This window comes from Microbacterium sp. ARD31 (assembly GCF_031844425.1).
Genome location: NZ_JAUZVE010000036.1, coordinates 53,846 through 76,300, shown reverse-complemented (window position 1 = coordinate 76,300; position 22,455 = coordinate 53,846). Strand labels below are relative to the sequence as shown.

Annotated in this window: 19 protein-coding genes and 1 rRNA gene; 3 read left to right on the top strand and 17 right to left on the bottom strand. The window is 70.9% G+C overall.

Annotated features, from left to right (window positions below):
- From Q9S36_RS39490 to pheS, 15 genes are all read right to left on the bottom strand, one after another.
- Window positions 1–233 (bottom strand): 16S ribosomal RNA (locus tag Q9S36_RS39490); the annotation flags it as partial.
- Between the two features lie 463 nt (window positions 234–696).
- On the bottom strand, window positions 697–1,497 hold the full coding sequence (locus Q9S36_RS39485; RefSeq protein WP_311290224.1) for a DUF4184 family protein: 801 nt from the start codon (window positions 1,495–1,497) through the stop codon (window positions 697–699).
- A gap of 21 nt (window positions 1,498–1,518) precedes the next feature.
- Window positions 1,519–2,832, bottom strand: coding sequence for a tyrosine--tRNA ligase (gene tyrS / locus Q9S36_RS39480; protein WP_311290223.1), 1,314 nt, complete (start codon window positions 2,830–2,832; stop codon window positions 1,519–1,521).
- A 34-nt stretch (window positions 2,833–2,866) separates the two neighbouring features.
- Complete coding sequence (locus tag Q9S36_RS39475) at window positions 2,867–3,640, bottom strand: hypothetical protein (protein WP_311290222.1); 774 nt, start codon at window positions 3,638–3,640, stop codon at window positions 2,867–2,869.
- Window positions 3,637–4,281 carry a SatD family protein gene (locus tag Q9S36_RS39470; RefSeq protein ID WP_311290221.1) on the bottom strand — a complete coding sequence of 215 codons (645 nt, stop codon included), beginning with the start codon at window positions 4,279–4,281 and terminating at the stop codon, window positions 3,637–3,639. The genes Q9S36_RS39475 and Q9S36_RS39470 overlap by 4 nt, the downstream gene beginning before the upstream one ends.
- A gap of 72 nt (window positions 4,282–4,353) precedes the next feature.
- On the bottom strand, window positions 4,354–5,784 hold the full coding sequence (gene argH, locus Q9S36_RS39465; protein ID WP_311290220.1) for an argininosuccinate lyase: 1,431 nt from the start codon (window positions 5,782–5,784) through the stop codon (window positions 4,354–4,356).
- Window positions 5,785–5,793: 9 nt separating this feature from the next.
- Window positions 5,794–6,897 (bottom strand): heparan-alpha-glucosaminide N-acetyltransferase domain-containing protein, encoded by a 1,104-nt coding sequence (locus tag Q9S36_RS39460; RefSeq protein ID WP_311290219.1) that lies wholly within the window; start codon window positions 6,895–6,897, stop codon window positions 5,794–5,796.
- A complete protein-coding gene (argF, locus tag Q9S36_RS39455) occupies window positions 6,876–7,799 on the bottom strand; it encodes an ornithine carbamoyltransferase (RefSeq protein WP_251449326.1) in 924 nt (307 codons plus the stop codon). Before argF ends, Q9S36_RS39460 begins: the two co-directional genes overlap by 22 nt.
- Window positions 7,796–9,010: an acetylornithine transaminase gene (locus Q9S36_RS39450; protein ID WP_311290218.1), complete on the bottom strand. Its 1,215-nt coding sequence runs from the start codon at window positions 9,008–9,010 to the stop codon at window positions 7,796–7,798. Before Q9S36_RS39450 ends, argF begins: the two co-directional genes overlap by 4 nt.
- On the bottom strand, window positions 9,007–9,906 hold the full coding sequence (gene argB, locus Q9S36_RS39445; RefSeq protein ID WP_311290217.1) for an acetylglutamate kinase: 900 nt from the start codon (window positions 9,904–9,906) through the stop codon (window positions 9,007–9,009). The genes Q9S36_RS39450 and argB overlap by 4 nt, the downstream gene beginning before the upstream one ends.
- Window positions 9,903–11,060: a bifunctional glutamate N-acetyltransferase/amino-acid acetyltransferase ArgJ gene (gene argJ / locus Q9S36_RS39440; RefSeq protein WP_311290216.1), complete on the bottom strand. Its 1,158-nt coding sequence runs from the start codon at window positions 11,058–11,060 to the stop codon at window positions 9,903–9,905. Before argJ ends, argB begins: the two co-directional genes overlap by 4 nt.
- On the bottom strand, window positions 11,057–12,103 hold the full coding sequence (gene argC / locus Q9S36_RS39435; RefSeq protein ID WP_311290215.1) for an N-acetyl-gamma-glutamyl-phosphate reductase: 1,047 nt from the start codon (window positions 12,101–12,103) through the stop codon (window positions 11,057–11,059). The genes argJ and argC overlap by 4 nt, the downstream gene beginning before the upstream one ends.
- A 293-nt stretch (window positions 12,104–12,396) precedes the next feature.
- A complete protein-coding gene (locus Q9S36_RS39430) occupies window positions 12,397–13,383 on the bottom strand; it encodes an NAD-dependent epimerase/dehydratase family protein (protein WP_311290214.1) in 987 nt (328 codons plus the stop codon).
- A gap of 38 nt (window positions 13,384–13,421) precedes the next feature.
- The gene (pheT, locus tag Q9S36_RS39425) at window positions 13,422–15,923 is read right to left on the bottom strand and encodes a phenylalanine--tRNA ligase subunit beta (protein WP_311290213.1); all 2,502 of its coding nucleotides are present in this window, start codon (window positions 15,921–15,923) and stop codon (window positions 13,422–13,424) included.
- Entirely contained in the window at window positions 15,923–16,963 is a 1,041-nt protein-coding gene (gene pheS / locus Q9S36_RS39420) for a phenylalanine--tRNA ligase subunit alpha (RefSeq protein WP_311290212.1), read from the bottom strand. Before pheS ends, pheT begins: the two co-directional genes overlap by 1 nt.
- Before the next feature lie 147 nt (window positions 16,964–17,110).
- On the opposite strand from pheS, the gene Q9S36_RS39415 reads away from it, so the two are divergent.
- Genes Q9S36_RS39415 through Q9S36_RS39405 form a run of 3 tightly spaced genes read left to right on the top strand, consistent with a single transcriptional unit; the run spans window position 17,111 to window position 20,800 of the window.
- The gene (locus tag Q9S36_RS39415; RefSeq protein WP_311290211.1) at window positions 17,111–18,145 is read left to right on the top strand and encodes an iron ABC transporter substrate-binding protein; all 1,035 of its coding nucleotides are present in this window, start codon (window positions 17,111–17,113) and stop codon (window positions 18,143–18,145) included.
- Between the two features lie 41 nt (window positions 18,146–18,186).
- Window positions 18,187–19,716 carry an iron ABC transporter permease gene (locus Q9S36_RS39410; RefSeq protein ID WP_311290210.1) on the top strand — a complete coding sequence of 510 codons (1,530 nt, stop codon included), beginning with the start codon at window positions 18,187–18,189 and terminating at the stop codon, window positions 19,714–19,716.
- A gap of 1 nt (window position 19,717) precedes the next feature.
- Window positions 19,718–20,800, top strand: a complete 1,083-nt coding sequence (locus tag Q9S36_RS39405) for an ABC transporter ATP-binding protein (RefSeq protein WP_311290209.1) — start codon at window positions 19,718–19,720, stop codon at window positions 20,798–20,800.
- Here the strand turns inward: Q9S36_RS39405 and Q9S36_RS39400 are convergent, their stop codons facing one another.
- Together Q9S36_RS39400 and Q9S36_RS39395 are read right to left on the bottom strand one after the other, a co-directional pair.
- Window positions 20,801–21,754, bottom strand: a complete 954-nt coding sequence (locus Q9S36_RS39400) for an amino acid ABC transporter permease (protein ID WP_311290208.1) — start codon at window positions 21,752–21,754, stop codon at window positions 20,801–20,803.
- Entirely contained in the window at window positions 21,751–22,398 is a 648-nt protein-coding gene (locus Q9S36_RS39395; protein ID WP_251449302.1) for an amino acid ABC transporter permease, read from the bottom strand. The genes Q9S36_RS39400 and Q9S36_RS39395 overlap by 4 nt, the downstream gene beginning before the upstream one ends.
- Window positions 22,399–22,455 lie beyond the last annotated feature (57 nt).

Genomic DNA, 22,455 nt, shown 5'->3' with positions numbered 1-22,455 from the left:
CGAGCCCATCCCAGACCGAAAAATCTTTCCAACTGCTGACCATGCGATCGCAGCTCATATCCGGTATTAGACGCCGTTTCCAGCGCTTATCCCAGAGTCAGGGGCAGGTTGCTCACGTGTTACTCACCCGTTCGCCACTGATCCACAGAGCAAGCTCTGCTTCACCGTTCGACTTGCATGTGTTAAGCACGCCGCCAGCGTTCATCCTGAGCCAGGATCAAACTCTCCGTAAAAGAAAAATACTGACAACGACCGGAACAGGCCGAAGCAGCGAGTTTGAACTGACCAAAAACGAATGTCACTGACATCCATAAATTGATCCAAAGGAATCTCAACCCAGCCGAAGCTGAGATCGAGGTTATTTGGCATTTGACAAGTGCACGCTGTTGAGTTCTCAAGGATCGGACGCTCCCCCCAACCAGCCTCACGACCAGCCCAGGAGGGCAACTTCACTATCTTATCCCCATCGTTCCGTCTGTCAAATCGACAGCCGGGATCTTCAGATCGCCGGCAGCAGTCGATGACCGCGGTCCACGAGGTGGGGGATCCTCATCATAGCCCCCGCAGACGCGAATCTGCCAGGCCTACTGTGTGGGGATCTGTTCTCCGCTTGAGGTTGCGGGGCCCTTGGCCTCTCCGCTCTCCCTTTGGGGCGAACAACAAGAACATTACGCGGCGTCGGCGGAGCCCGCCAAATCAGCCCCGCAGCCCGGGCGTGTCGCGCGTCGCGGAACGCCGCCGGAGCTGCACGGCGACGCAGAGCACCATGGTGGCGGCGCCCCACACAGCGCACGCCGGAGGCAGCACCCGGTACGCCAGATGGGCGATGGTGAAGCTCTCGTCGAGCGGGCCCATCGCCGCCAGGCCCCAGCCCCACGCCACCGTCAGGACGAACGGCAGCGAAGCCCACCATGCCAGCCGGACTCCCCCGCCGAGGATCTCGAACGCGTGCGGAACCGGATCGCGCTGCGCGAGCCGGCGGATACCCCACACGGTCAGGATCACCAGCCCGATCGCACTCGACCCGTGCTGGAGCCACTTCACCCCGAGGAGCGGTCCCCACTGCTGCTGCAAGGCGGGAAGGGCTTCGACCCCCCACCTGCCCTCGTGTGTGAAGAGGTCCCACACGACGTGCGTGACGACACCGAGCGTCAGCGAGGCCGGCACCGCCCACCACGCCGCTCCGGTGACCGTCTCGCGCCACCCCTCGGCAGCACCTCGATCCCATTGCGGCGGGAGGCGCTCCGAGACTGTCCGCGGAGTCAGCTCCCGCACCGCGGGTCGCAGCACGCATCGCCACATGACGAGCAGACCGAAGGCGACGATGAGGGTCGCCGGAAGCCACACCAGGTCATGCGAGATGCCGTAATGGAACGGCGTGCCCCGGACGAACAGCGGCAGGTCCGGGGTCATCGCCCCCACGGCGATCGCGGCGGGAACCAGCGGAGTGCGCACGAACGGCAACGCCACCACGGCGTGGCTGGGTGTGAACGGCACGCGCGGCCCGGATCGGCGGGGTCAGCGACCGGCGGGGAGGACGACGAGTCCGGCGAGGGTCTTCTTGCCCCGACGCAGCACCGACACCCCGCCCGGCAGGGTTCCCGTCACCGTCACGGCATCGTCGTCGACTCGCTCGCCGTCGAGCGTCACTCCCCCTTGCGCGATCGCGCGGCGCGCCTCGCTGAGACTCGCCACGAGACCCGTCTGGACGAGCGCCTGGACGACGGGCGTGCCCGTCTCGACAGCCGCGCCCGGGAGTTCCTCCAGAGCGGAGCGGAGCGTCGCGGCATCCAGCGTCGACAGATCGCCCTGACCGAAGAGCGCGTCCGAGGCGGCGATCACCGCGGATGCCGCGTCCGCACCGTGCACGAACGTCGTGACCTCGAGGGCCAGACGCTTCTGCGCGGCACGACGGAAGGGCTCGTCCTGCACGAGACGCTCGTACTCCTCGATCTCGGCACGCGTGAGGAAGGTGAAGACCTTCAGACGCGAGATGACGTCCGCGTCGTCGGTGTTGAGCCAGAACTGGTACATCCGGTACGGACTGCACATCGCGGGATCCAGCCAGATGGCGTTGCCCTCGCTCTTGCCGAACTTCGTCCCGTCGCTGTTGGTGATCAGCGGGGTGCCGATCGCGTGCACGTGGACACCCTCGACGCGATGGATCAGATCCGTGCCGCTGGTGAGGTTGCCCCACTGGTCGCTGCCGCCGGTCTGGAGCACGCAGCCGTACTGGCGGTGCAGCTCGAGGTAGTCCATGCCCTGCAGGATCTGGTAGCTGAACTCGGTGTAGCTGATGCCCGCCTCGGAATTCAGGCGCGCCGCGACGGCATCCTTCTTGAGCATCGTGCCGACGCGGTAATGCTTGCCGATCTCGCGGAGGAAGTCGATGGCGCTCAGCGGAGCCGTCCAGTCGAGGTTGTTCACGATGCGCGCGGCGCTGTCGCCGTCGAAGCTCAGGAACCGCTCCACCTGCGACCGCAGGTAGCCCACCCACTCGGTGACCGTCTCCTTGGTGTTGAGGGTGCGCTCGGCGGAGGGTCGGGGATCGCCGATGAGACCCGTCGAACCGCCGACCAGCCCCAGGGGGCGGTGCCCGGCCAGCTGCAGGCGCCGCATGAGGAGCAGCTGCACGAGGTTTCCGAGGTGCAGGCTCGGCGCGGTCGGATCGAAGCCGCAGTAGTACGTGATCGGGTCCCCGGCAAGGAGCGCGCGGAGCGCCTCGGTATCGGTGGACACATGCACGAGCCCACGCCACACGATCTCGTCCCAGACGTTCTCGAACGACGGGTCGTTGGCGGGCGCGGTCGCGCTCACGACGGTTTCAGACACGCGTTTCAGGCTATCAGCGGCGCCCGCGCCCCACTCACCCGATGGACAGCGACCACCACACCAGCGCGGCGGCGGACAGCGCGACGACCCAGCTGACCATGCTGCCGATGAGGAAGTACTCCGCACTGTCGCCGTGGGCGCTGTCCCGGGAGATCTCGGGGAAGCGGACGATACCCTTGGCCGCGAGGAAGGCCGCCACCAGGGTGTACGCCGACAGCAGCGTGAGCGCGAACACCAGGATGCGCTCGAGCGGCCCGATCAGGCGCCCTCCCTTGAGAGCCGGGCGTTCGTCGAGCGGTTGCGGTTCGGCCGGCTCCTCCCCCGCGCTGCTCGGGGACGTGGAAACCGCGACGGTCACCCCGGACGGGTCGCCCGGTGCAGCGCGCTCGGAGTTCAGCGCGATGCGCACGATGACGTTGGCGGACTCCATGAGGAACACCACCGCCCCGCACACGAGCACCGCCGCGTCGAAGGAGAGCTCGCCGGCGGGCGTGGGGAAGCGCCAGACATCCCCGATCGGCCCGGTCTGCTCGCGGGGCGGGATGCTCATCACCGCGAGTGCGCACAGGACGCCGATCCCGAGGGCCGGCCAGAAACCCGCGCGCACGCGTCGATCGCTCGGAACCGACCAGATCCAGGCGCTCGCCGCCAGCAGGGCGACCGCGGTCTCGATGATGGCCCCCGCGGCGATGCCGAGCGCGACCGTCGCCGCGCCCACCACGACGTAGCCCGCCCAGCGCCGGGCGAGGAACGCGCGCACCAGATCGAGACCGCCGATCGTGAGGAGGGTGAGGCCGGCGAGGATCACGCGCGCCCTCCGCTCAGTGCGACGTAGCCCTCGACGAGCGCGGCGGAACCGGCAGTGCTCATCGCCTGCGACACCGCCGACTGGGTGACGCCTTCTTCGCGGGCGAGATCGCTCTGCGTACGGCCGAGGCATCGCCCGTACGTCAGCCGGCGCGCGCGGTCGCTCATCGCGGTGACGAGCTGGTCTCTCGACAGGGCGTAGGCGTTGGCCATCTCGACGGGGGATCGCATACCGGCATCCTCGCCGGGGGCGGCGACAATCCACGTCCGCGCCCCCGGCGCGGCGCGCTGCTGCATGGCGGTCAGCGCGTTGACCGCATCCCGGGCAGCCCACCACCCCGGCCCGTCCGCGAGTGTCGCTCCGTCGTACGGAACGTCGGAGATCGCGCCGATTCCGACCCCGAACCGGCATTCGAGGCCCGCCGGCAGCGCCAGCCGCAGGAGCAGCAACGAGCAGAGCGCGTCCTCGAGCGTGCGGTAGGTTCCCTGCAGCTCGTCGCCGACGGTGGCGCGCAGCCGGGAGACCGCGAGTGGTCGGTCCGTCTCGACGCGTGCGATCGCGTCATCGAGGTCGCGTTGAGCGGCGCCACGGTCCGGGAGGCGTCGCGACCCGATGATGTCGGCGATGACTGCTATCGGCATGCGATCAGTCTAGCGCTTATTCTGCCACGAAATAAGTTCTGGACTGATTATTCGCGACGATAAGCCGCATGCTCATAGTCCGAGGGTGTGTGCCACGCGCTGCACCCGCGCGATCAGCTCCGCCCGCTGCTCCTCGACCCGTGCGGGTGCCGTCCCCCCGACTCCGGCCCGCGCTGCCACGGACCCCTCGACCGTCAGCACCTCGCGCACCTCGGGCGTCAGATCCGCAGAGATGGCGGCGAGGGCCGCATCGTCGAGTTCGTGCAGCTCGATGCCGCGCTCCTCGCAGGCGCGCACGACGCGACCCGACACCTCGTGGGCATCCCGGAAGGGAACGCCGCGCTTGACCAGCCACTCCGCGACGTCGGTCGCCAGGGAGAAACCCTGGGGTGCGAGAGCGGCCATCCGGTCGGTGTGGAATCGCATGGTCGCCACCATGCCCGCGAACGCGGGGAGGACGACCTCGAGCGTGCGGACGGAGTCGAAGACCGGCTCCTTGTCCTCCTGCAGGTCGCGGTTGTAGGCCAGCGGCAGGCCCTTCAGCGTCGTGAGCAGGCCGGTGAGGTTGCCGATGAGTCGTCCGGACTTGCCGCGTGCGAGCTCGGCGATGTCGGGATTCTTCTTCTGCGGCATGATGCTCGACCCGGTGGAGTAGCCGTCGTCGAGGGTGACGAAGGCGAACTCGCGCGTGTTCCAGAGGATGATCTCCTCGGCGAACCGCGACAGGTCGACGCCGATCATCGCGGTGATGAAGGCGAACTCCGCCACGACGTCGCGCGCCGACGTCCCGTCGAGCGAGTTCTCCGCCGGGCGCGCGAGACCGAGTTCGTCGGCCACGAGCTGAGGATCGAGTCCCAGCGTCGAGCCGGCGAGTGCGCCACCGCCGTACGGTGACACGGAGGCCCGCGCGGACCAGTCCCGCAGCCGCTCCAGGTCACGGACGAGCGGCCATGCGTGGGCGAGCAGGTGGTGGGCCAGCAGCACCGGCTGAGCGTGCTGGAGGTGGGTGCGGCCCGGCATGATCGCGCCGGGATGCGCTTCGGCCTGCGCCACGACGGCGTCGACCAGGCGGAGGATCTCGCGGGCGATGGTGCGCGAATGGTCGAGGAGGTACATCCGCACCAGGGTCGCGATCTGATCGTTCCGGCTGCGACCCGCGCGCAGCTTCCCGCCGAGCTCCGGCCCCACCTCGGCGATGAGCGCCTGCTCCAGCGCGCCGTGGACGTCCTCATCCGCCGGCCCCGGCCGCAAAGATCCGTCCCGCACGGCGCGGGCCAGGGCGTCGAGGCCGTCGTGCATCGACGCCTCCTCGGCGGCGCTGAGATAGCCGGCCGCCGCGAGGGCCTTGGCGTGGGCGTGCGACCCGGCGAGGTCGTACAGCGCCAGATCCCAGTCGAAGTGGGTGGACCGGCTCAGCTCCGCCAGTTCGGGCGACGGTCCCGTCGCGAAACGGGCGCCCCACAGCGCGCCCTCGTTGGTGCCGTCGCGCTTCGCATCACTCACCGCACCAGCCTAGCGAGGGCGGACCACGACCCGCGCGAGCCCCTCGATGCCGCGCTCGAGGGGCCCCCTTCCGAGGACGAGGGCCCACAATGTGCAGCCCGCGAGGATCCCCAGCGTCATCGGCCAGAAAGGCTGTGCCTCGCGGAAGCCGGCGAGATCGCCCGGCACGCCGAGCGCGGCGGCCGCGATCGCCCACACCACGATCTGCGAGGCGTACGCCGTCAACGGCATCGAGCCCGCAGCCCGCAGGGGCAGGAGGATCCTTCCCACGATGCCGCCGCCGCCGTCGCCGCGGCACAGCAGCACGCACGCGGCGATGATCGCGACCGCGAGTCCGCCCGAGCCCCACACCTCCAGCAGACCGCTGGAGTGCGGCTCCGCCGTCCACACCCGCACCCCATCGTCGTCACCGGATGCCGCGCCCGACGCCCGCGCGCCGGTCGCGGCATCCAGCGCGAACGCGATACCGCTCACGAGCGCGCCGCCGGCGAGGGCCGCGGCCAGCACGGGCGTGCGATCGAGCCCCGAGCGTGCCAGCGCGAGCCCGGCGACGACGAACGCGATCCAGACCTCGAACGGGTAGTGCCAGCCGATGAGCAGCGACACGTCGCCGCCGAGCGGGGTCTGCCAGCCCGGCCACGAGGCGGCGAACGCGTGCACGAAGGGCATCACGGCCGCGAGCGCCCCGGCGAGGATCCACAGCGGCCGGGCGGTGAGGCCCACCAGGGGCACCGCGAGGGCGAACATCACGGCGTACGCCGGAAGGATCACGTACACCGGCACGCCGAGCAGCATGAGCGCGAGCCCGACGATCCACAGCGCCGCCGCACGCACGAGCAGTCGTCCCTGCAGGATGCCGCGCCGCGGCGCCGCGACCGGTCGCCGTCCGCCGGTGAGCAGACCGATCGACACCCCGGCGAGCGTGGCGAACAGGATCGAGGAGTTCCCGTTCACCACCCCGTCCCACGTGGACGCATCGGTCGGATCGACCGCGTCGTCGGTCACCAGGAGGTGGGCGGCCAGCATCCCGATCACGGCGAGGCCCCGTGCCAGGTCCGCACCGGCGATGCGGCCGGGAGCGTCGAGCCGGCTCAGCCCTGGCGCAACAGCCACACCAGCAGCGCCTTCTGCGCGTGCAGGCGGTTCTCGGCTTCGTCCCACACCACGCTCTGGGGGCCGTCGATGACCTCGGCGTCGACCTCGTAGCCGCGGTCGGCGGGAAGGCAGTGGATGAAGATCGCGTCGTCCTGGGCGAGGCCCATGAGCTCCTGGGTCACCTTGTAGGCGCCGAGGTCCCGGAGGCGCGCGAGCTTCTCCTCCTCCTTGCCCATCGACACCCACGTGTCGGTGACGATGACATCCGCCCCGGCGGCGGCTTCGTTGGCGTCGGTGTACAGCGCCACCGACCCGCCCGTCTCGGCAGCACGCCGGTCCGCATCGGCGATGACGTCCTCGCGCGGCGCGTAGTCCTCGGGTGAGGCGACGCGCACGTGCATACCTGCGGTGACGCCGGCGAGCACGTACGAGTGGGCCATGTTGGACTTGCCGTCGCCGAAGAACGCCAGCGTCAGCCCCGCCAGGTCGCCCTTGTGCTCCTTGATCGTGAGCAGGTCGGCCAGCAGCTGACACGGATGGAAGTCGTCGCTCAGCGCGTTGACCACCGGGACCCGGGTGTCGCGCGCCATCTCCTCCAGCCCCGCCTGCGCGTACGTGCGCCACACGATCGCGGCGACCTGCCGCTCCAGGACACGGGCGGTGTCGGACGGGGTCTCCTTGCCGCCCAGCTGGCTGTTGGCGGTCGAGATGATGAGCGGGGACCCGCCGAGATCGGCGATGCCCACCGCGAAGGAGACGCGCGTGCGCGTGGAGGACTTGTCGAAGATCACCGCGACGGTCTGCGGGCCCTCGAGAGGCTTCAGCTTCCAGCGGTCCTTCTTCAGAGCGACGGCGAGATCCAGGATCTCGGCCTGCTCGTCCGCGGTCAGGTCGTCGTCGCGAAGCAGGTGGCGGGTCATGCGGACACCTCCGAGGGTGCATCGAGGACGAGGGCGTCCTCCACGGTGTGCAGCGCGGCGGCGAACAGCTGCAGGAACTCGTCGATCTCGACGTCGCCGATGGTGAGGGCGGGAACCAGACGGATCGTGTCGTCGTTGGGCGCGTTGATCACGAGCCCGTGCTCGAGCGCGGCCGCGACGACGGCCTTGGCGACCGGATGCCGCAGCGCCACCCCGATGAGCAGACCCTGGCCGCGGCATCCGCTCACCAGTGTCGAATCGAGTCGCACGATCGCCTCGCGCAGCTGCGTGCCGCGCTCCGCGGCGTTGTCGACCAACCCCCCGCGCTCGATCTCGGCCAGCACCGCCCCGGCCACGGCGGTGCCGAGAGGGTTTCCGCCGAAGGTCGAGCCGTGCGTACCGGGGTAGAACAAGTCGCCGGCCGCGCCGAACGTGATGAGCGCGCCGATGGGGAAGCCGCCGCCGATCCCCTTGGCGACCGTGATCGCGTCCGGGGTGATGCCGGCGTGCTGGAAGGCGAACCACTCCCCCGTCCGGCCGGCGCCGGTCTGGATCTCGTCGACGATCAGCAGGGCGCCGTGGCGTTCGGTGAGCTCGCGCGCGGCCCGCAGGTAGCCCTCGGGCAGGTCGATGACGCCGGCTTCTCCCTTGATGGGCTCGAGGAAGAGCGCGGCGACGCCGTCGTCGAGGGCTGCGTCGAGGGCCTCGATGGTGGTGTCGATGAACTCGACTCCGCCGACCATGGGCAGGAACGGCTCCTGCATCCATGGCTTGCCGGTGAGGGCGAGCGTGCCCATGGTGCGGCCGTGGAACGCGTCCTTCAGCGAGAGGATGCGGGGGCGGCCCGGTCCGCCGTGCAGTCGCGCGAGTTTGAACGCGGCCTCATTGGCCTCTGCCCCCGAGTTGCCGAAGTACACCCGGCCGTCCGGTCCCGTGCCCGCGAGGCGCTTCAGCCGCGAAGCGAGCTCGAGCTGCGGCGGGGTCGCGAAGTAGTTCGAGACGTGCGACAGCGTCGACGCCTGGCGCGTGATCGCCTCGACGAACGCAGGGTGCGCGTGGCCGAGCGAGTTCACCGCGATCCCGGCGAGGAAATCGAGGTAGCGCTTGCCGTCGGCATCCCACACGTACGCACCCTCGCCGCGGACGAACATCGCCATCCGATCGCCGAAGCTGCGCACCAGGTCCCGGCCTGCGTCGTCCTGCCAGCTCATCCCTGCACCACCTCTGTTCCGATTCCCTTGCTGGTGAAGATCTCCACGAGCACCGAGTGCGGCACGCGGCCGTCGATGATCGCCGCGGTGTCGACGCCGCCCTCGACCGCCTCGAGGCACGCGGCCATCTTCGGGATCATCCCCGACTCGAGCCGGGGCAGCATCTCGCGCAGCTGCGTCGAGGTCAGATGCGACACCAGCGACGTGCGGTCGGGCCAGTCGGCGTACAGGCCGGGCACGTCGGTGAGGACGACGAGCTTGGAGGCCTTGAGCGCGACGGCGAGAGCGGCGGCAGCGGCATCCGCATTCACGTTCAGCGAATGCCCGGTGTGGTCGAGGTCGGGGGCGATGCTCGAGACGACCGGCACCCGGCCCGCCGCGAGCTGGTCGAGAACCGGCTGCGGGTCGACCTCGACGACATCGCCGACGCGACCGAGGTCGTGCTCGACGCCGTCGACGACGACGCCGCGCCGGCGACCCCCGAACAGGCCGGCGTCCTCGCCGCTGAGACCCGTCGCCAGCGGACCGTGGGCGTTGATCTTGGCGACCAGCTGCGGGTTGATCTGGCCGGTGAGCACCATGCGCACCACCGAGATCGCCTCGGTGGAGGTGACCCGGTACCCGCCCTTGAACTCGCTCGGAATGGCGAGGCGATCGAGCATCGACGAGATCTGCGGTCCGCCGCCGTGCACGACGACCGGCTTGACCCCGACGTAGCGGAGGTAGGCGATGTCGGCGGCGAAGGCGTCCTGCAGCTCATCGCTGACCATGGCGTTGCCGCCGTACTTGATGACCACCACCTGGTCGCGGAAGCGGCGCACCCACGGCAGCGACTCGATGAGGGTCTCGGCCTGGGCGCTGGCGGCGGCGGGATCGGTGTCCTGGATATCGGTCATGACGAGTAGGCGCTGTTCTCGTGGACGTAGTCGTGGGTGAGGTCGTTGGTGAAGATCGTGGCCGACTCGGCGCCGACCCTCAGGTCGATGAGCACGCTCGTCGCCCGCGGGGTGAGGTCGACCTCTTCGCGGGGCCGGTCCGGCCCGCCCGCGGTGCACACCCGCACGCCGTTCATCCATACGTCCACGTCGTACGGGTCGAACGCGGCGCCGGTGGTGCCGATCGCGGCGAGCACGCGCCCCCAGTTGGGGTCGTTGCCGAAGATCGCCGCTTTGAAGAGGTTGTTGCGGGCGACCGAGCGTCCGACCTCGACGGCGTCGTCCTCGGTCGCGGCGCCGCGCACCTCGATCGTGATGTCGTGGCTCGCGCCCTCGGCATCGGACTGGAGCTGCACGGCGAGGTCGGTGCAGACCTCGATGAGCGCGCGGCGGAAGGCGTCGGGATCGGGCGTCACCCCCGAGGCGCCGCTGACCAGCAGCGACACCTGGTCGTTGGTCGACATGCAGCCGTCGGAGTCGAGACGGTCGAAGCTCACCCGGGTCGCGCTCCGCAGGTGGGCATCGGCCTCGTCGACGGCGAGGACGGCATCGGTGGTGAGGACGACGAGCATGGTGGCAAGTCCCGGCGCCAGCATCCCGGCGCCTTTGGCCATGCCGCCGATCTTCCAGCCGTCGCCGTCGTGGACGCTGGTCTTCGGTACGGAGTCGGTGGTCATGATGGCCAGGGAGGCCGCCTCGCCGCCTTCTGCGGACAGCTCGGCGATCCCGCGCTCGGTACCCTCGAGGACCTTGCTGCGGAAGACCTCGTCACCGGTGCCGATGAGGCCGGTCGAGCACACCAGGATGTCGCCGGCGCTGACCTCGAGCAGTTCGGCGGCCTTCTCGGCCGTCTGATGCGTGGTCTGGAAGCCGAAGGGTCCGGTGAAGCAGTTCGCGCCGCCGGAGTTGAGGACGATCGCCTCGACGGTGCCGTCGTGCATGACCTGCTGCGACCACAGGATCGGGTTGGCCTTGGCCCGGTTGCTCGTGAAGACGGCGGCGGCGACCTTCAGCGGACCGCGATTCACGACGACGGCCACGTCGGGCTTGCCGGTGGATTTCAGGCCCACGGCGACGCCGGCCGCCTCGAAGCCCTGGGGGGCGGTGACGCTCACGGGGCGACTCCGTTCACGGTGAGGCCGGTGCCTTCGGGAAGACCCAGCGCGATGTTCATGGACTGAATGGCAGCGCCGGCGGTGCCCTTGACGAGGTTGTCGACCGCGGTGACGACGACGACGCGGCCCGCGGCCCGGTCGACCGCGAGTCCCATGAGCGCCGTGTTCGCGCCGAGGACGTCCGCCGTGCGGGGGAACTGCCCGGCCGGAAGAAGCTGGACGAAGGTCTCGTCGCCGTACGCCGCCTCCCATGCACCGCGGATCTCGGCATCCGTCGCGTCTTGGGCGATCGGGGCCGTGGACGTGGCGAGGATGCCCCGCGCCATGGGGACCAGGACGGGGGTGAACGAGATGCGCACGTCCCCCGTGGCACCGGCGGCGACGAGAGCCTGACGGATCTCGGGGATGTGACGATGGCTGCCGCCCACCGCATACGGGTTCGCGGTACCGAGGATCTCGCTGGCCAGAAGGTTGGTCTTGAGGCTCTTGCCGGCCCCGCTCGGCCCGACGGCGAGCACGCTGACGATGTCGCCGGGGTCGACGACGCCCGCGGCGACGCCGGGCGCGAGGCTCAGGCTCACCGTCGAGGCGTTGCAGCCCGGAGCGGCGATGCGGCGCGTGCCGACGAGGTTCGCGCGCTGCGTCCCGCCGGCGGTGGGGAGCTCGGGCACGCCGTAGGTCCACGGGTCGTGGAAGGCGCCGCCGTAGAACGCCGCCCACGCATCGGGCGACGTCAGCCGGTGGTCGGCGCCGGCGTCGATCACGAGCGGGGTGTCGCCGAGCGCCTCGGTGTACTGTCCCGACTGTCCGTGCGGAAGCGCCAGGAAGACGACGTCGTGCCCCGACAGGATCTCGGGCGTAGTGTCCTGCAGCGTCAGGTGCGCGAGCGAGCGCAGGTGCGGCTGGTGTTCGATGAGCGGCTGACCGGCGTTGGAGTGCGCGGTGACGGTGCGGATCTCGACGTCGGGATGACCGGCGAGGATCCGCAGGATCTCACCGCCCGCATAGCCGGATGCGCCGGAGACGGCGACCGAATAGGTCATGGGTTCCACCTTAGAGTCTGGGTGTTCGGGCCGGAGACGGCGACGCCCGCGCGACGGCCCTCGACGGACCCGCAGGGTCGCCTAGAGTCGGCGCCCGCCCAGACGGCGTCGGCGCACGGGAACGGAGCTCGGAGCGAGCTGCGCAGGACCCTGATTCGCCGACGGCATGCGCCGACGATAGCCGTGCGGTTGCGGCATCCGCAAATCGTCACCCGCCCCCACGGGTGCCCGCATCACGTGTTCTCACCGAGCGCACACGCTGCGCGCGCGAGCAACACGTGCTCTCGGCCAGATCACGTGATCCGGACGCCGAGGGCGGCGATGATCGCGAGCTCGTCCGCGCGGGCGAGTCCGGCACGGCGCTCGCGCCCGAGCCCACGGGCCCGTTCGTCGGCGAGGACCTCGGCGAGGGTGGTCTCGAGCGGCCGGGTGCGGCCACCGGCTCGCCGGTACCGTTCGCCGAGGCGCGTGGCGAATCCGGCCATCTCGGACGGGATCCACAGCGGCAGAGACCGCGGCCCCGCCCAGTACGCGACGTCGTGCGCGAGCAGATCGACATCGGATGCCGCGACGACGGCGCCGGTGTGCCCGGCGACGCGTCGGGCATCGGCGATGACGTCACGCAGCGGCGTCGACGGACCGACGGCGTCGACCTCGCCCACCCACCCGCGGCCACCGGCATCCACGATGAAGTCGGCCAGATCGGCGACGTCGATGACCTGGGATCGGCGATCGCCCGCCGGTACCAGCACCGGCCCGTCGCCGGCGAGGGCGAGTCGCGAGACCCAGTAGCCGAAACGGTCCGTCGGATCGCCCTCACCGACGATGAGGCCCGGTCGAATCACCGCCGCTCGATCGGCGAGGGCTTCGTGCACCGCCTTCTCGGCGGCCGCTTTGGCCCGGGGGTATTCCGCGGCCTCGCCGGGGGCGGCCGGCGCGACCAGCTCGGCGCTCTCGTCGTCGCCGACGCGGTCCGCCGCGGCGTACACCGAGACCGAGGAGACGTAGGTCCAGTGCCGCGTCCTCCCGGCGAGCATCGCGAGGGCGCCCGCGACGTGCGCCTGCTCGGACGACACGTCGACGACCTCGTCCCACTCCCGCGTCGCGAGCACGTCGTACCCGCGGGGGTCGTCGCGGTCGGCGATGTGCAGGGCCGCACCCGAAGGTGCCGGCCGCGAGCCGCGTCCGACGCACGTCACGCGAGCGCCCCGCCGCACCCATTCCGCGGCGACGCGGCCGCTGACCCATCCCGTTCCGCCGAGCACGAGCACATCCGTCATGCGCCCAGTCTGCCCGCGCGCCGGCGCCGCGGCGCTGCTTACTCGCGCAGCGTGGCGCCGAAACGCTCCTGCGCGACGGCGACGCCGGCGAGCTTGGCGTCCGAGGCCTCCGCGGCGGTGAGAGTGCGGTCGTCGGCGCGGAAGCGCAGCGCGAACGTGAGGCTCTTCGACCCGTCCGGCAGACCCGTCCCGCGGTAGTCGTCGACGAGCCGCAGGGACTCCAGCAGCGGGCCGGCGCCCTCTCGCAGCGCCGCGCGCACCTCGGCGGCCGGCACGGCGGCGTCGACGACGAGCGAGACGTCCTGCGTGGCGGCCGGGAATCCTGAAAGGGATGCCGCGACGACCCGGTCTCCGGCCAGCGCGAGCAGCCGGTCGAGGTCGAGCTCGGCCACGACGACACGGCCCGGAAGGTCGGCGGCCTCGGCGACAGCGGGCAGCAGCTCGCCGACGTATCCGACCTCTTCACCGACGACCGTGATCACGCCGGTCCGTCCCGGGTGCAGCGCGGCGCGCCGCCCCTGCACGACGTCGACGGCGACGCCGGCCGCCGAAGCGATCGTGCGGACGGCGTCGAGGGCGTCGGCGACGTCGGCGGCCTCGGCGGGCTGGCCGGGCTGCTTGGCGACGCGGTTGCCGGTCAGCAGCACGGCGACGTGGCGCGGCTGGGGCGGGATGGCGTCGTCGAGCTCGGCCAGGGTCGCGGCATCCGGACGCACCGCCAGGGGCGGCACGAACGGTGTGCCGTACGACACGCCAGGCTTCGGCAGGAAGACCGCGCCGGTCTCGAACAGGGCGAGGTCGGTGAGACCGCGTGAGACGTTGCGGTGAGCGACCTGCAGCATCCCGGGGATCAGCGAGCGGCGCAGGAACGGCGCCTGGCCGTCGAGCGGATTGGCGAGCTTGACGCTGGGCAGATGGTCGCCGGAGGCGGAGCCGTGGAGGTCGTTCTGCTGTTCGGTGGTGAACGGGAACGACGGGGTCTCGACGAAGCCCGCCGCGGCGAGCGCGTTCGCCACGCGACGGCGTCCGTGCTGGGCGGCGGTGAATCCGCGACCCGACGGCGGCACGGGCAGCACCGAGGGCACCTTGTCGAGCCCGTCGATGCGCGCGACCTCTTCGGCGAGCGTCCACTTGTCGGTCAGGTCGGGGCGCCAGGTCGGGGCGGTCACGCGCCACACGTCGCCGGCAGGGTCGACGTCGCAGCCGATCATCTCCAGCGCGCCGCGCACCTGCGCCGCGCTGTAGTCCACGCCGATCAGCTTCGCGACGAACCCTGCGGGCAGGTCGATGACAGTGCGTCGCACCGCGGTGCCGAGCGACCCGCCGAACGCGTCGTCGCTCGTGCCGCCGGCGTACTGCACCATCAGGTCGGCGACGCGTCGAGCGGCGACGAACGGGATCGCCGGGTCGACGCCGCGCTCGAAGCGCCGGGATGCTTCGCTCGGCAGTCGGTGACGGCGGGCGGTGCGGGCGATCGAGACGGTGTCGAAGATCGCCGCCTCGATGAGGACGTTGCGCGTGGCGGCGCTCATCTCGGTCGGGCCCCCGCCCATGACACCCGCGAGGCCGATGGGGCCGGACTCGTCGGTGATGAGCAGGTCGTCGGTGTGCAGGGTGCGGACCTTGCCGTCGAGGGTCTCGAGCTTCTCGCCGGCGACGGCACGACGCACGGTGATGCCCCCGGTGAGCGTGTCGAGGTCGTACCCGTGGATCGGGTTGCCGAGCTCGAGCATCACGTAGTTGGTGATGTCGATGAGGATGCCGAGCGATCGGATGCCGGCCAGCGCCAGTCGCGCGGTCATCCACGCGGGGGTGGGCTTGCCGGGGTCGACCTCGCGCACGACGCGCACGACGAACTCGCTCGCCCCCACCCGGCCGCGGATGGGCGCGACGTCGTCGACGGCGACGGGGAAGCCGGTTCCGGCCGCCACCTCGTCGGCCGGACGCAGGCCCGGGTCGCGGAACGCCGCGCCGGTGGCGTGGGAGTACTCCCGGGCGATGCCGCGGATCGAGAGCGCGTAGCCGCGGTCGGGGGTGACGTTCACGTCGACGGCGACGTCGTCCAGGCCCAGCAGCGCGATCGCGTCGGTGCCCACCGGCGCGTCGATGCCGAGCTCGACCAGCCGCAGGATGCCGCTGTGCTCGTCGCCGAGTCCCAGTTCCTTGGCCGATGCGATCATGCCGTCCGAGACGTGACCGTACGTCTTGCGGGCCGCGATCGGGAACGGCCCCGGCAGCACGGCACCGGGGAGGGTCACCACGACCTTGTCGCCGGCGAAGAAGTTGCGCGCGCCGCACACGACGCCGCGGGACTCCCCCTCGCCCACGTCGACCTGGCACCACCGGATGGTCTTGCCGTTGGACTGCGGCTCCTCGACGAAGCTCACGACCTCGCCGACGACGATCGGTCCCGTCAGGTCGAAGTGGTGGACGTCCTCCTCTTCGAAGCCGACCGACACCAGCGCCGCAAGGACGTCCTCGGGCGTGGCGCCCTCGGGGACGTCGACGAACTCACGCAGCCACGAAAGCGGGACGCGCATCAGACCACCAATCCGAACTGCTCGCTGAAGCGCACATCGCCCTCGGCCATGTCGCGCATGTCCTGCACGTCCGAGCGGAACATCAGCGTCCGCTCGATCCCCATCCCGAAGGCGAAGCCCGAGTACTCCTCGGGATCGATCCCCGCCGCGCGCAGCACGTTCGGGTTCACCATTCCGCATCCGCCCCACTCGATCCAGCGCGCGCCCCCCTTGAAGGTGGGGTGCCAGAGGTCGAGTTCGGCCGACGGCTCGGTGAAGGGGAAGAAGTTGGTCCGGAACCGGGTCTTGGCCTCGGCGCCGAAGAGAGCCTGTGCGACGTGATCGAGCGTGCCCTTGAGGTGGGCCATCGTGATGCCCTTGTCGATGACGAGGCCCTCGAACTGGCTGAACACGGGCAGGTGGGTCGCGTCGAACTCGTCGGTGCGATAGGCCCGACCCGGGCAGACGATGTAGATCGGCAGGTCGCGCTCCAGCATCGAACGCACCTGCACCGGGCTCGTGTGCGTGCGCATCACCAGGTGTCGCGCGACCGGGTCGACGTAGAACGTGTCCTGCATCTGACGCGCCGGGTGGTCCTCGTCGAGGTTCAGGGCGTCGAAGTTGAACCACTCGTGCTCGAGCTCGGGCCCTTCCGCGACCTCCCAGCCCATACCGGTGAAGATGTCGCCGATCTGGTCCTGCAGCAGGGTGAGCGGATGCCGCGCCCCCACCCTCGCGCGCTGGGCGAGCGCGGTGATGTCGACCCGCTCCGCCTCGAGCTTGGCGGCCGTCTCGGCTGCGGCGAGCGCCTCCTCGCGTGCGGCGAGCGCCTGGTTCACCTCAGCGCGGGCCTGCCCGACGAGCTTGCCGAATTCCGCCTTGCGCTCCTTCGGCACGTCGCGCATGCGGGCGTTCAGCGCCGCCAGCGGCGAGCCCTCGGCGGTGTGGGCGGAGCGGACAGCCTTGAGAGCGGCGGTGTCGCCCGCGCCGGCGATCGCCGCGAGGGCGTCGGCGACGGCCGCGGAGACCGCGTCGGGGGTGATTTCGGGAGCGTCAGACACGAGAGTCGAGTCTACCGATGTCGCATGACGCCGTCCGTCGGCGCATGACGTCCGCTTTTGCGTTCGACGGCCGCACAGGTTAGGTTCGCCTTACCTTGTCGCGTGCACCGCGGCATCCCCCTGTTCCTCCTCCCCCGGAGTCCTGACATGCGCATGCCCCGCGTCCTGATCCCCGCCACCCTCCTATCGGCCGTCCTGCTCTCGGGCTGCACGGCGGCCACGACCCCCGAACCCGCCGCCAGCGCCGAATCCGACGGCGAAGTCACTCTCTATGCGGGTCGCGATGAGGAGCTCATCGCCCCCCTCATCGAGCAGTTCACCGCCGACACGGGCATCGAGGTGGAGGTCCGCTACGCCGGCACCTCCGAACTGACGGCGCTGCTGCTCGAAGAAGGCGATCGCACTCCCGCCGACGTCTTCCTCTCGCAGGACGCAGGCGCCCTCGGCGCCGTCGCGGACGCCGGCCTCACCTCCCCCGTGCCGGCCGATCTCGCGGACCTCATCCCGGCCGGGTTCACCTCGCAGGACGACAGCTGGATCGGGGTGACCGGCCGCGCCCGCGTCATCGCGTACGACGCCGAGACGCTCGACGAGTCGGACGTGCCCGACTCGGTGCGCGACTTCACCGAAGAGGAGTGGGCCGGCCGCGTGGGCTTCCCGCCCGGAAACGCCAGCTTCCAGTCGTTCATCACCGCCCTGCGCGTCCTGGACGGCGACGAGGCGGCCGAGGAGTGGGCCTCGGCCATGGCGGCGAACGATCCGGTCATCACCGAGAGCAACGGCGCGACCCTCGACCTGGTGAACGCGGGTCAGCTCGATGTCGCCCTCATCAACCACTACTACTGGTACCAGCGCGCGGCCGAGCAGGGTGAGGACGCGATGCGGGCGCAGCTGAAGTTCCTGCCCGGCGACCCCGGCGGGATCGTCAACGTCACGGGCGCCGCGATCCTCGCGGGCGCCGAGGGAGACCCGGACGCCCTGGCGCTCGTGGAGTACCTCGTCTCGGAGGCGGGTCAGCAGTACTTCGTGGAGCAGACCTTCGAGTACCCTCTGCTGCCGGGCATCGAGGCGCCGGAGGGTCTTCCGGCGCTGGATTCGCTGGTGAACCCCGAGCTGGATCTCAGCGACCTCGAATCGGTCGCCGAGTCGCAGGAGCTCCTCGCGCGCGCCGGACTCCTCTGAGTCCGAACGAGCGGCACCCCATGACCTTCGACTGACCGACAGTGGCCGACCAGACCGCGACGCGACGGCCGCCGACCGCCCTGTGGGCGGCGGCGGCCGTCGCGTGCGTCCTGGCGGCGGTGCCTCTGCTGTACCTCGTCGTTCGGATCGCGGGGGCCGGCGGAGACCAGATCGCCGAGGCTCTGCTGCGGCCGAGGGTTCCCGAGCTCGTCGGGAACTCGCTCCTGCTCGCGGGAGCCGTCACCGCGGCCGCGGTCGTGATCGGGGTGCCCGGGGCGTGGCTGCTGTCGAGGGTGGCGCTGCCCGCGCGGCCGGTGTGGGCGGCGCTGGCCGCCCTCCCCCTTGCCGTGCCGTCCTACCTGGCGGCCTACGGCTGGCTCGCCGCGCTTCCCCAGATGCAGGGCTTCTGGGCCTCGTGGTTCGTGCTGACCTGCGTGTGCGTGCCGTACGTGACGCTGCCGACCGCCGCGGCGATGCGCTCGGCGTCGACGAGGTTCGACGATCTCGCCCGCACCCTGGGCCGCCCACCGGCGGCCGCCTTCTTCGCCGGCACGTGGCCGCAGATCGCGCCGGCCGTGTCGGTCGGCGCGCTCCTCACCTTCCTCTACACCCTCAGCGACTTCGGCGGAGTCGCCCTCTTCCGCTTCCCGGTGCTGACAACGGCGATCCATCAGGCGTTCGGGGCGAGCTTCGACCGCGACTACGCCCTCGTGCTCTCGAGCGTGCTGGTGCTGATCGCCCTCGTGGTCGTCGTGGCCGAGCAGCTGCTTCGCCGGCGGGCGGCGGTTCCGGCATCCACCGGTGCGCGCAGCGCCCCGATACGTCTTCGCGCCCTCCTTCCGGCCGGACTCGCGGTGCTGGCGCTGCCGGCGATCCTCGCGGCCGGCGTGCCCTCGGTCATCCTCGTCGCGCGCGCCCTCGACGCCTCGAGCCTGCGGGCGTTCGATCCCAGCGAGTTCGCCTCGGCCCTGATCGGGACCCTCTCCTTAGCAGGAGCCGGTGCGGTGATCGCGGTCCTGCTCGCGCTCCCGGTCGGCGCGATCGTGGCGCGATATCGCGGGCGGGGCGTGCGCGCCGCCGAGGTCGCCGCCCTCCTCCCCCTCGGCATCCCGGGCGTCGTCGTCGGACTGTCGCTGGTGTCGTTCTCGCTGACGGTCGTCCCCTGGTGGTACCAGAGCGCTCTCGTGCTGGCGTTCGGGTACGGCGTGATGTTCCTCCCGAAAGCACTCGGCGGCGTCCGCAGCGCCATCGCGCAGGTGCCCCCGAGCCTCGAAGACCTCTCGCGCACGCTCGGCCGCACGGCCATGGCGACGTGGTGGCAGGTCACCGTCCGCCTGGCACGCCCGGGCGTCCTCGCCGCCGCGCTCCTGGTCGCGGTCACGGCGATGAAGGAGCTGCCGGCGACGCTGCTCCTGCGCCCCACCGGCACCGACACCCTCGCGACCGAGCTGTGGTCGCGCACCGACGTCGCGGCGTACGGTGCTGCGGCCCCCTACGCGCTGGCCCTGCTCGCGGTGGCGTGCGTGCCGGCATTCCTGCTCTCCCGAGACCGCGAACCGGAGGATGTGTGACATGACCTCGCTGCGCGTCGATGCCCTGACCGTCCGTCTCGGCGATGCCGACATCCTCCGGGGCGTCGACATCAGTGCCTCCGACGGTGAACTGCTCGCCGTCGTCGGTCCGAGCGGATGCGGCAAGACCACGCTGCTGCGCACGATCGCCGGACTCGTGCGCGCAGCATCCGGCGACATCCGGCTCGGCACGCGGCTGGTCGCCACCCACGGCATCCACCTGCGCCCCGAGCGCCGCGGCATCGGGTGGGTGCCGCAGGACGCGACTCTCTTCCCGCATCTCACCGTCGCCCAGAACGTCGCCTTCGGAATGCCGCGGGCGTCCGGCCGACGGTCGCCGCGGCGTCGCGGCGCCCTCGATTCCGAGGTCGGGCGGGTGCTGGCCCTGGTGGGCCTGGACGGCTTCGCCGAGCGGATGCCGTCGCAGCTGTCCGGGGGCCAGGCGCAGCGCGTGTCGCTCGCCCGCGCTCTGGCATCGCGTCCCGCTCTCGTGCTGCTGGACGAGCCCTTCGCCGCGCTCGACCCGCTGCTGAGACACGAGCTGCGGGAGTCGGTCCCGGCGTGGCTGCGAGAGGAGGGCGTCACCGCGGTGCTCGTCACGCACGACCAGGAGGAGGCTCTGTCGCTGGCGGACCGGGTCGCCGTGATGCGGGACGGCCGGGTGCTGCAGGAGGACGCGCCGGCGATCGTGTTCGGCCTGCCGGCGACCGCGTGGGTCGCGGGCTTCGTCGGCGATGCGGTGTTCCTCGACGGCCAGTGGCATGAGGACGTGGTCGACACGCTGCTCGGGCGCCTGCCCGCACAGTGGGCGGAGCATCACGTCGCCGGCGACGTCGCGGCACCGGCGGCAGGCACCGCGGTGAGGGTGATGCTGCGACCCGAGCAGCTCGGCGTGACCGCCGACGCGGAGGGCGTCGGCGTCGTGCGCCGTGCGCGCTTCACCGGCCACAGCGCGCTGCTCGAGATCGGGCTCGCGGGGGGCGCGATCCTGCACGCACGTGTGGCCTCGCCCGCCGCCACCCCTCCCGGCACACGGGTGCGGGTGGACGTCGGCGGGAGCGCGCTCGCCTACTCGGCGGTTTGATCACATACCGTGCGCGTCGTGCTGGCCCAGTCCCCGGTTGGCTGCGATGCGATCGGCGGTGGCCTCCACCTTCAACAGCGCCGCGGGATTGGCCGGGTCATCCACCGGGCCCTTGCCGCCCTTGAGGCGCGTTCCTCCGCTCGCGGTGCGGCGCGACAGCCAGCGGGCGAACCACGACAGCGACAGGTTGATCGCGAGGTAGATGGCGAGGGTCACGGCGAACAGCGAGAACAGGTACCGGTTGCCGTAGAAGCTGCCCAGGTTGTTCATCGTGGTGCGGATGATCTCGTTGTAGCCCACGATGTAGCCGAGCGAGGTGTCCTTCAGCAGCACCACGAGCTGGGCGACGATGATCGGCAGCATCTGCCGGAACGCCTGCGGGAACTCAACGAGCATCTTCGACTGGAAGTCCCGCATGCCGACGCTCAGGGCTGCTTCGCGCTGCCCGCGCGGCAGCGCCGCGAGTCCCGCGCGGAGCGCCTCTCCGATGAGCGTGCCGTTGTACACGATGAGGGCGATGACGACCGCCCAGAAAGCCTGCGTGGAGGCGACGAGCAGGATGAAGAGCATCATCAGCAGCACGGGCATGCCGCGGAAGAACTCGATGAACCACGCCGTCGGGATCCGCACCCACGCGATCTGCGAGCTGCGCAGCAGCGAGAGCACGACCCCGAGGACGATCGCACCCACCGCGGCGACAGCGGCCGCCTGCAGGGTTCCGAGGACGCCGCTGCCGATGAAGGTCCACACCTGCGGGTCGGCGAAGATGTCCCAACGGCTTCCGTCGAACATCCCGGGCAGGGTGACTCCACCCGACTGCCGGGGGGCCGCGAGGAGGAAGAACACCCACACCGCCAGGCCCGCGATCGCCGCGAGAGAGAGGATCGAGGCGATCAGCGACACCCGCTTGGCCCGGGGACCGGGGACGTCGAACAGGACGCTGTTGCCGCTCATCGGCTGACCACCCATCGCTTCTCGAGTTGCCCGGCGGCCAGGCCGAGCGGCACCGTGATGACCAGGTAGAGCGCTGCCGCCACGAGGAGGAGCGGGATCACGATGTTCCCGTTGTCGTTGGCCAGCTGGCGCGTGGAGGCGAAGAGCTCCACGACGAAGAATCCACCCGCCACCGATGTGTTCTTCGTGAGGGCGATGAAGACGTTGATGAGCGGCGGGACCGTCATGCGGAACGCCTGTGGCAGGACCACGAGCGATACGGTCTGGCCGAAGCCGAGTCCGATGCTTCGAGCGGCCTCGGCCTGACCGACCGGCACACCGTTGATGCCGGACCGCAGCGCCTCCGCGACGAACGGCGAGGTGTAGTACGTGAGCGCGATGAAGGCCAGCAGCAGATACGGGGCCCGCACGCCCAGCATCGGCATCACGAACGCGGTGAAGAAGAAGACCAGCGTGAGCGGGGTGTTGCGCGCGATCTCGGTCCAGAACGCCGCGAAACCGCGCAGGACGGGAACCGGCGATATCCGCATCGCGGCGATCACGGTTCCGAGGACGAGGGCCAGGATGCCCGAGACGGCCAACAGCAGCAGCGTGACCCGGAAGCCCTCCCAGAATTCGGGCATGAGCGACCACAGCTGGTCCATGCGGTGTCCTTTCGCGTGCGAGGGGATCGCCTCCCGCCGGCATGCGGCGGCGGGAGG

Bases quoted from the DNA above. Each gene is read 5' to 3' on its own strand.
- Q9S36_RS39470 (WP_311290221.1), bottom strand. From the start codon at position 4,281: ATGCCGATAGCAGTCATCGCCGACATCATCGGGTCGCGACGCCTCCCG.
- argF (WP_251449326.1), bottom strand. From the start codon at position 7,799: ATGACCCGCCACCTGCTTCGCGACGACGACCTGACCGCGGACGAGCAG.
- Q9S36_RS39450 (WP_311290218.1), bottom strand. From the start codon at position 9,010: ATGAGCTGGCAGGACGACGCAGGCCGGGACCTGGTGCGCAGCTTCGGC.
- argB (WP_311290217.1), bottom strand. From the start codon at position 9,906: ATGACCGATATCCAGGACACCGATCCCGCCGCCGCCAGCGCCCAGGCC.
- argC (WP_311290215.1), bottom strand. From the start codon at position 12,103: ATGACCTATTCGGTCGCCGTCTCCGGCGCATCCGGCTATGCGGGCGGT.
- Q9S36_RS39430 (WP_311290214.1), bottom strand. From the start codon at position 13,383: ATGACGGATGTGCTCGTGCTCGGCGGAACGGGATGGGTCAGCGGCCGC.
- pheT (WP_311290213.1), bottom strand. From the start codon at position 15,923: ATGCGCGTCCCGCTTTCGTGGCTGCGTGAGTTCGTCGACGTCCCCGAG.
- Q9S36_RS39415 (WP_311290211.1), top strand. From the start codon at position 17,111: ATGCGCATGCCCCGCGTCCTGATCCCCGCCACCCTCCTATCGGCCGTC.
- Q9S36_RS39405 (WP_311290209.1), top strand. From the start codon at position 19,718: ATGACCTCGCTGCGCGTCGATGCCCTGACCGTCCGTCTCGGCGATGCC.
- Q9S36_RS39400 (WP_311290208.1), bottom strand. From the start codon at position 21,754: ATGAGCGGCAACAGCGTCCTGTTCGACGTCCCCGGTCCCCGGGCCAAG.
- Q9S36_RS39395 (WP_251449302.1), bottom strand. From the start codon at position 22,398: ATGGACCAGCTGTGGTCGCTCATGCCCGAATTCTGGGAGGGCTTCCGG.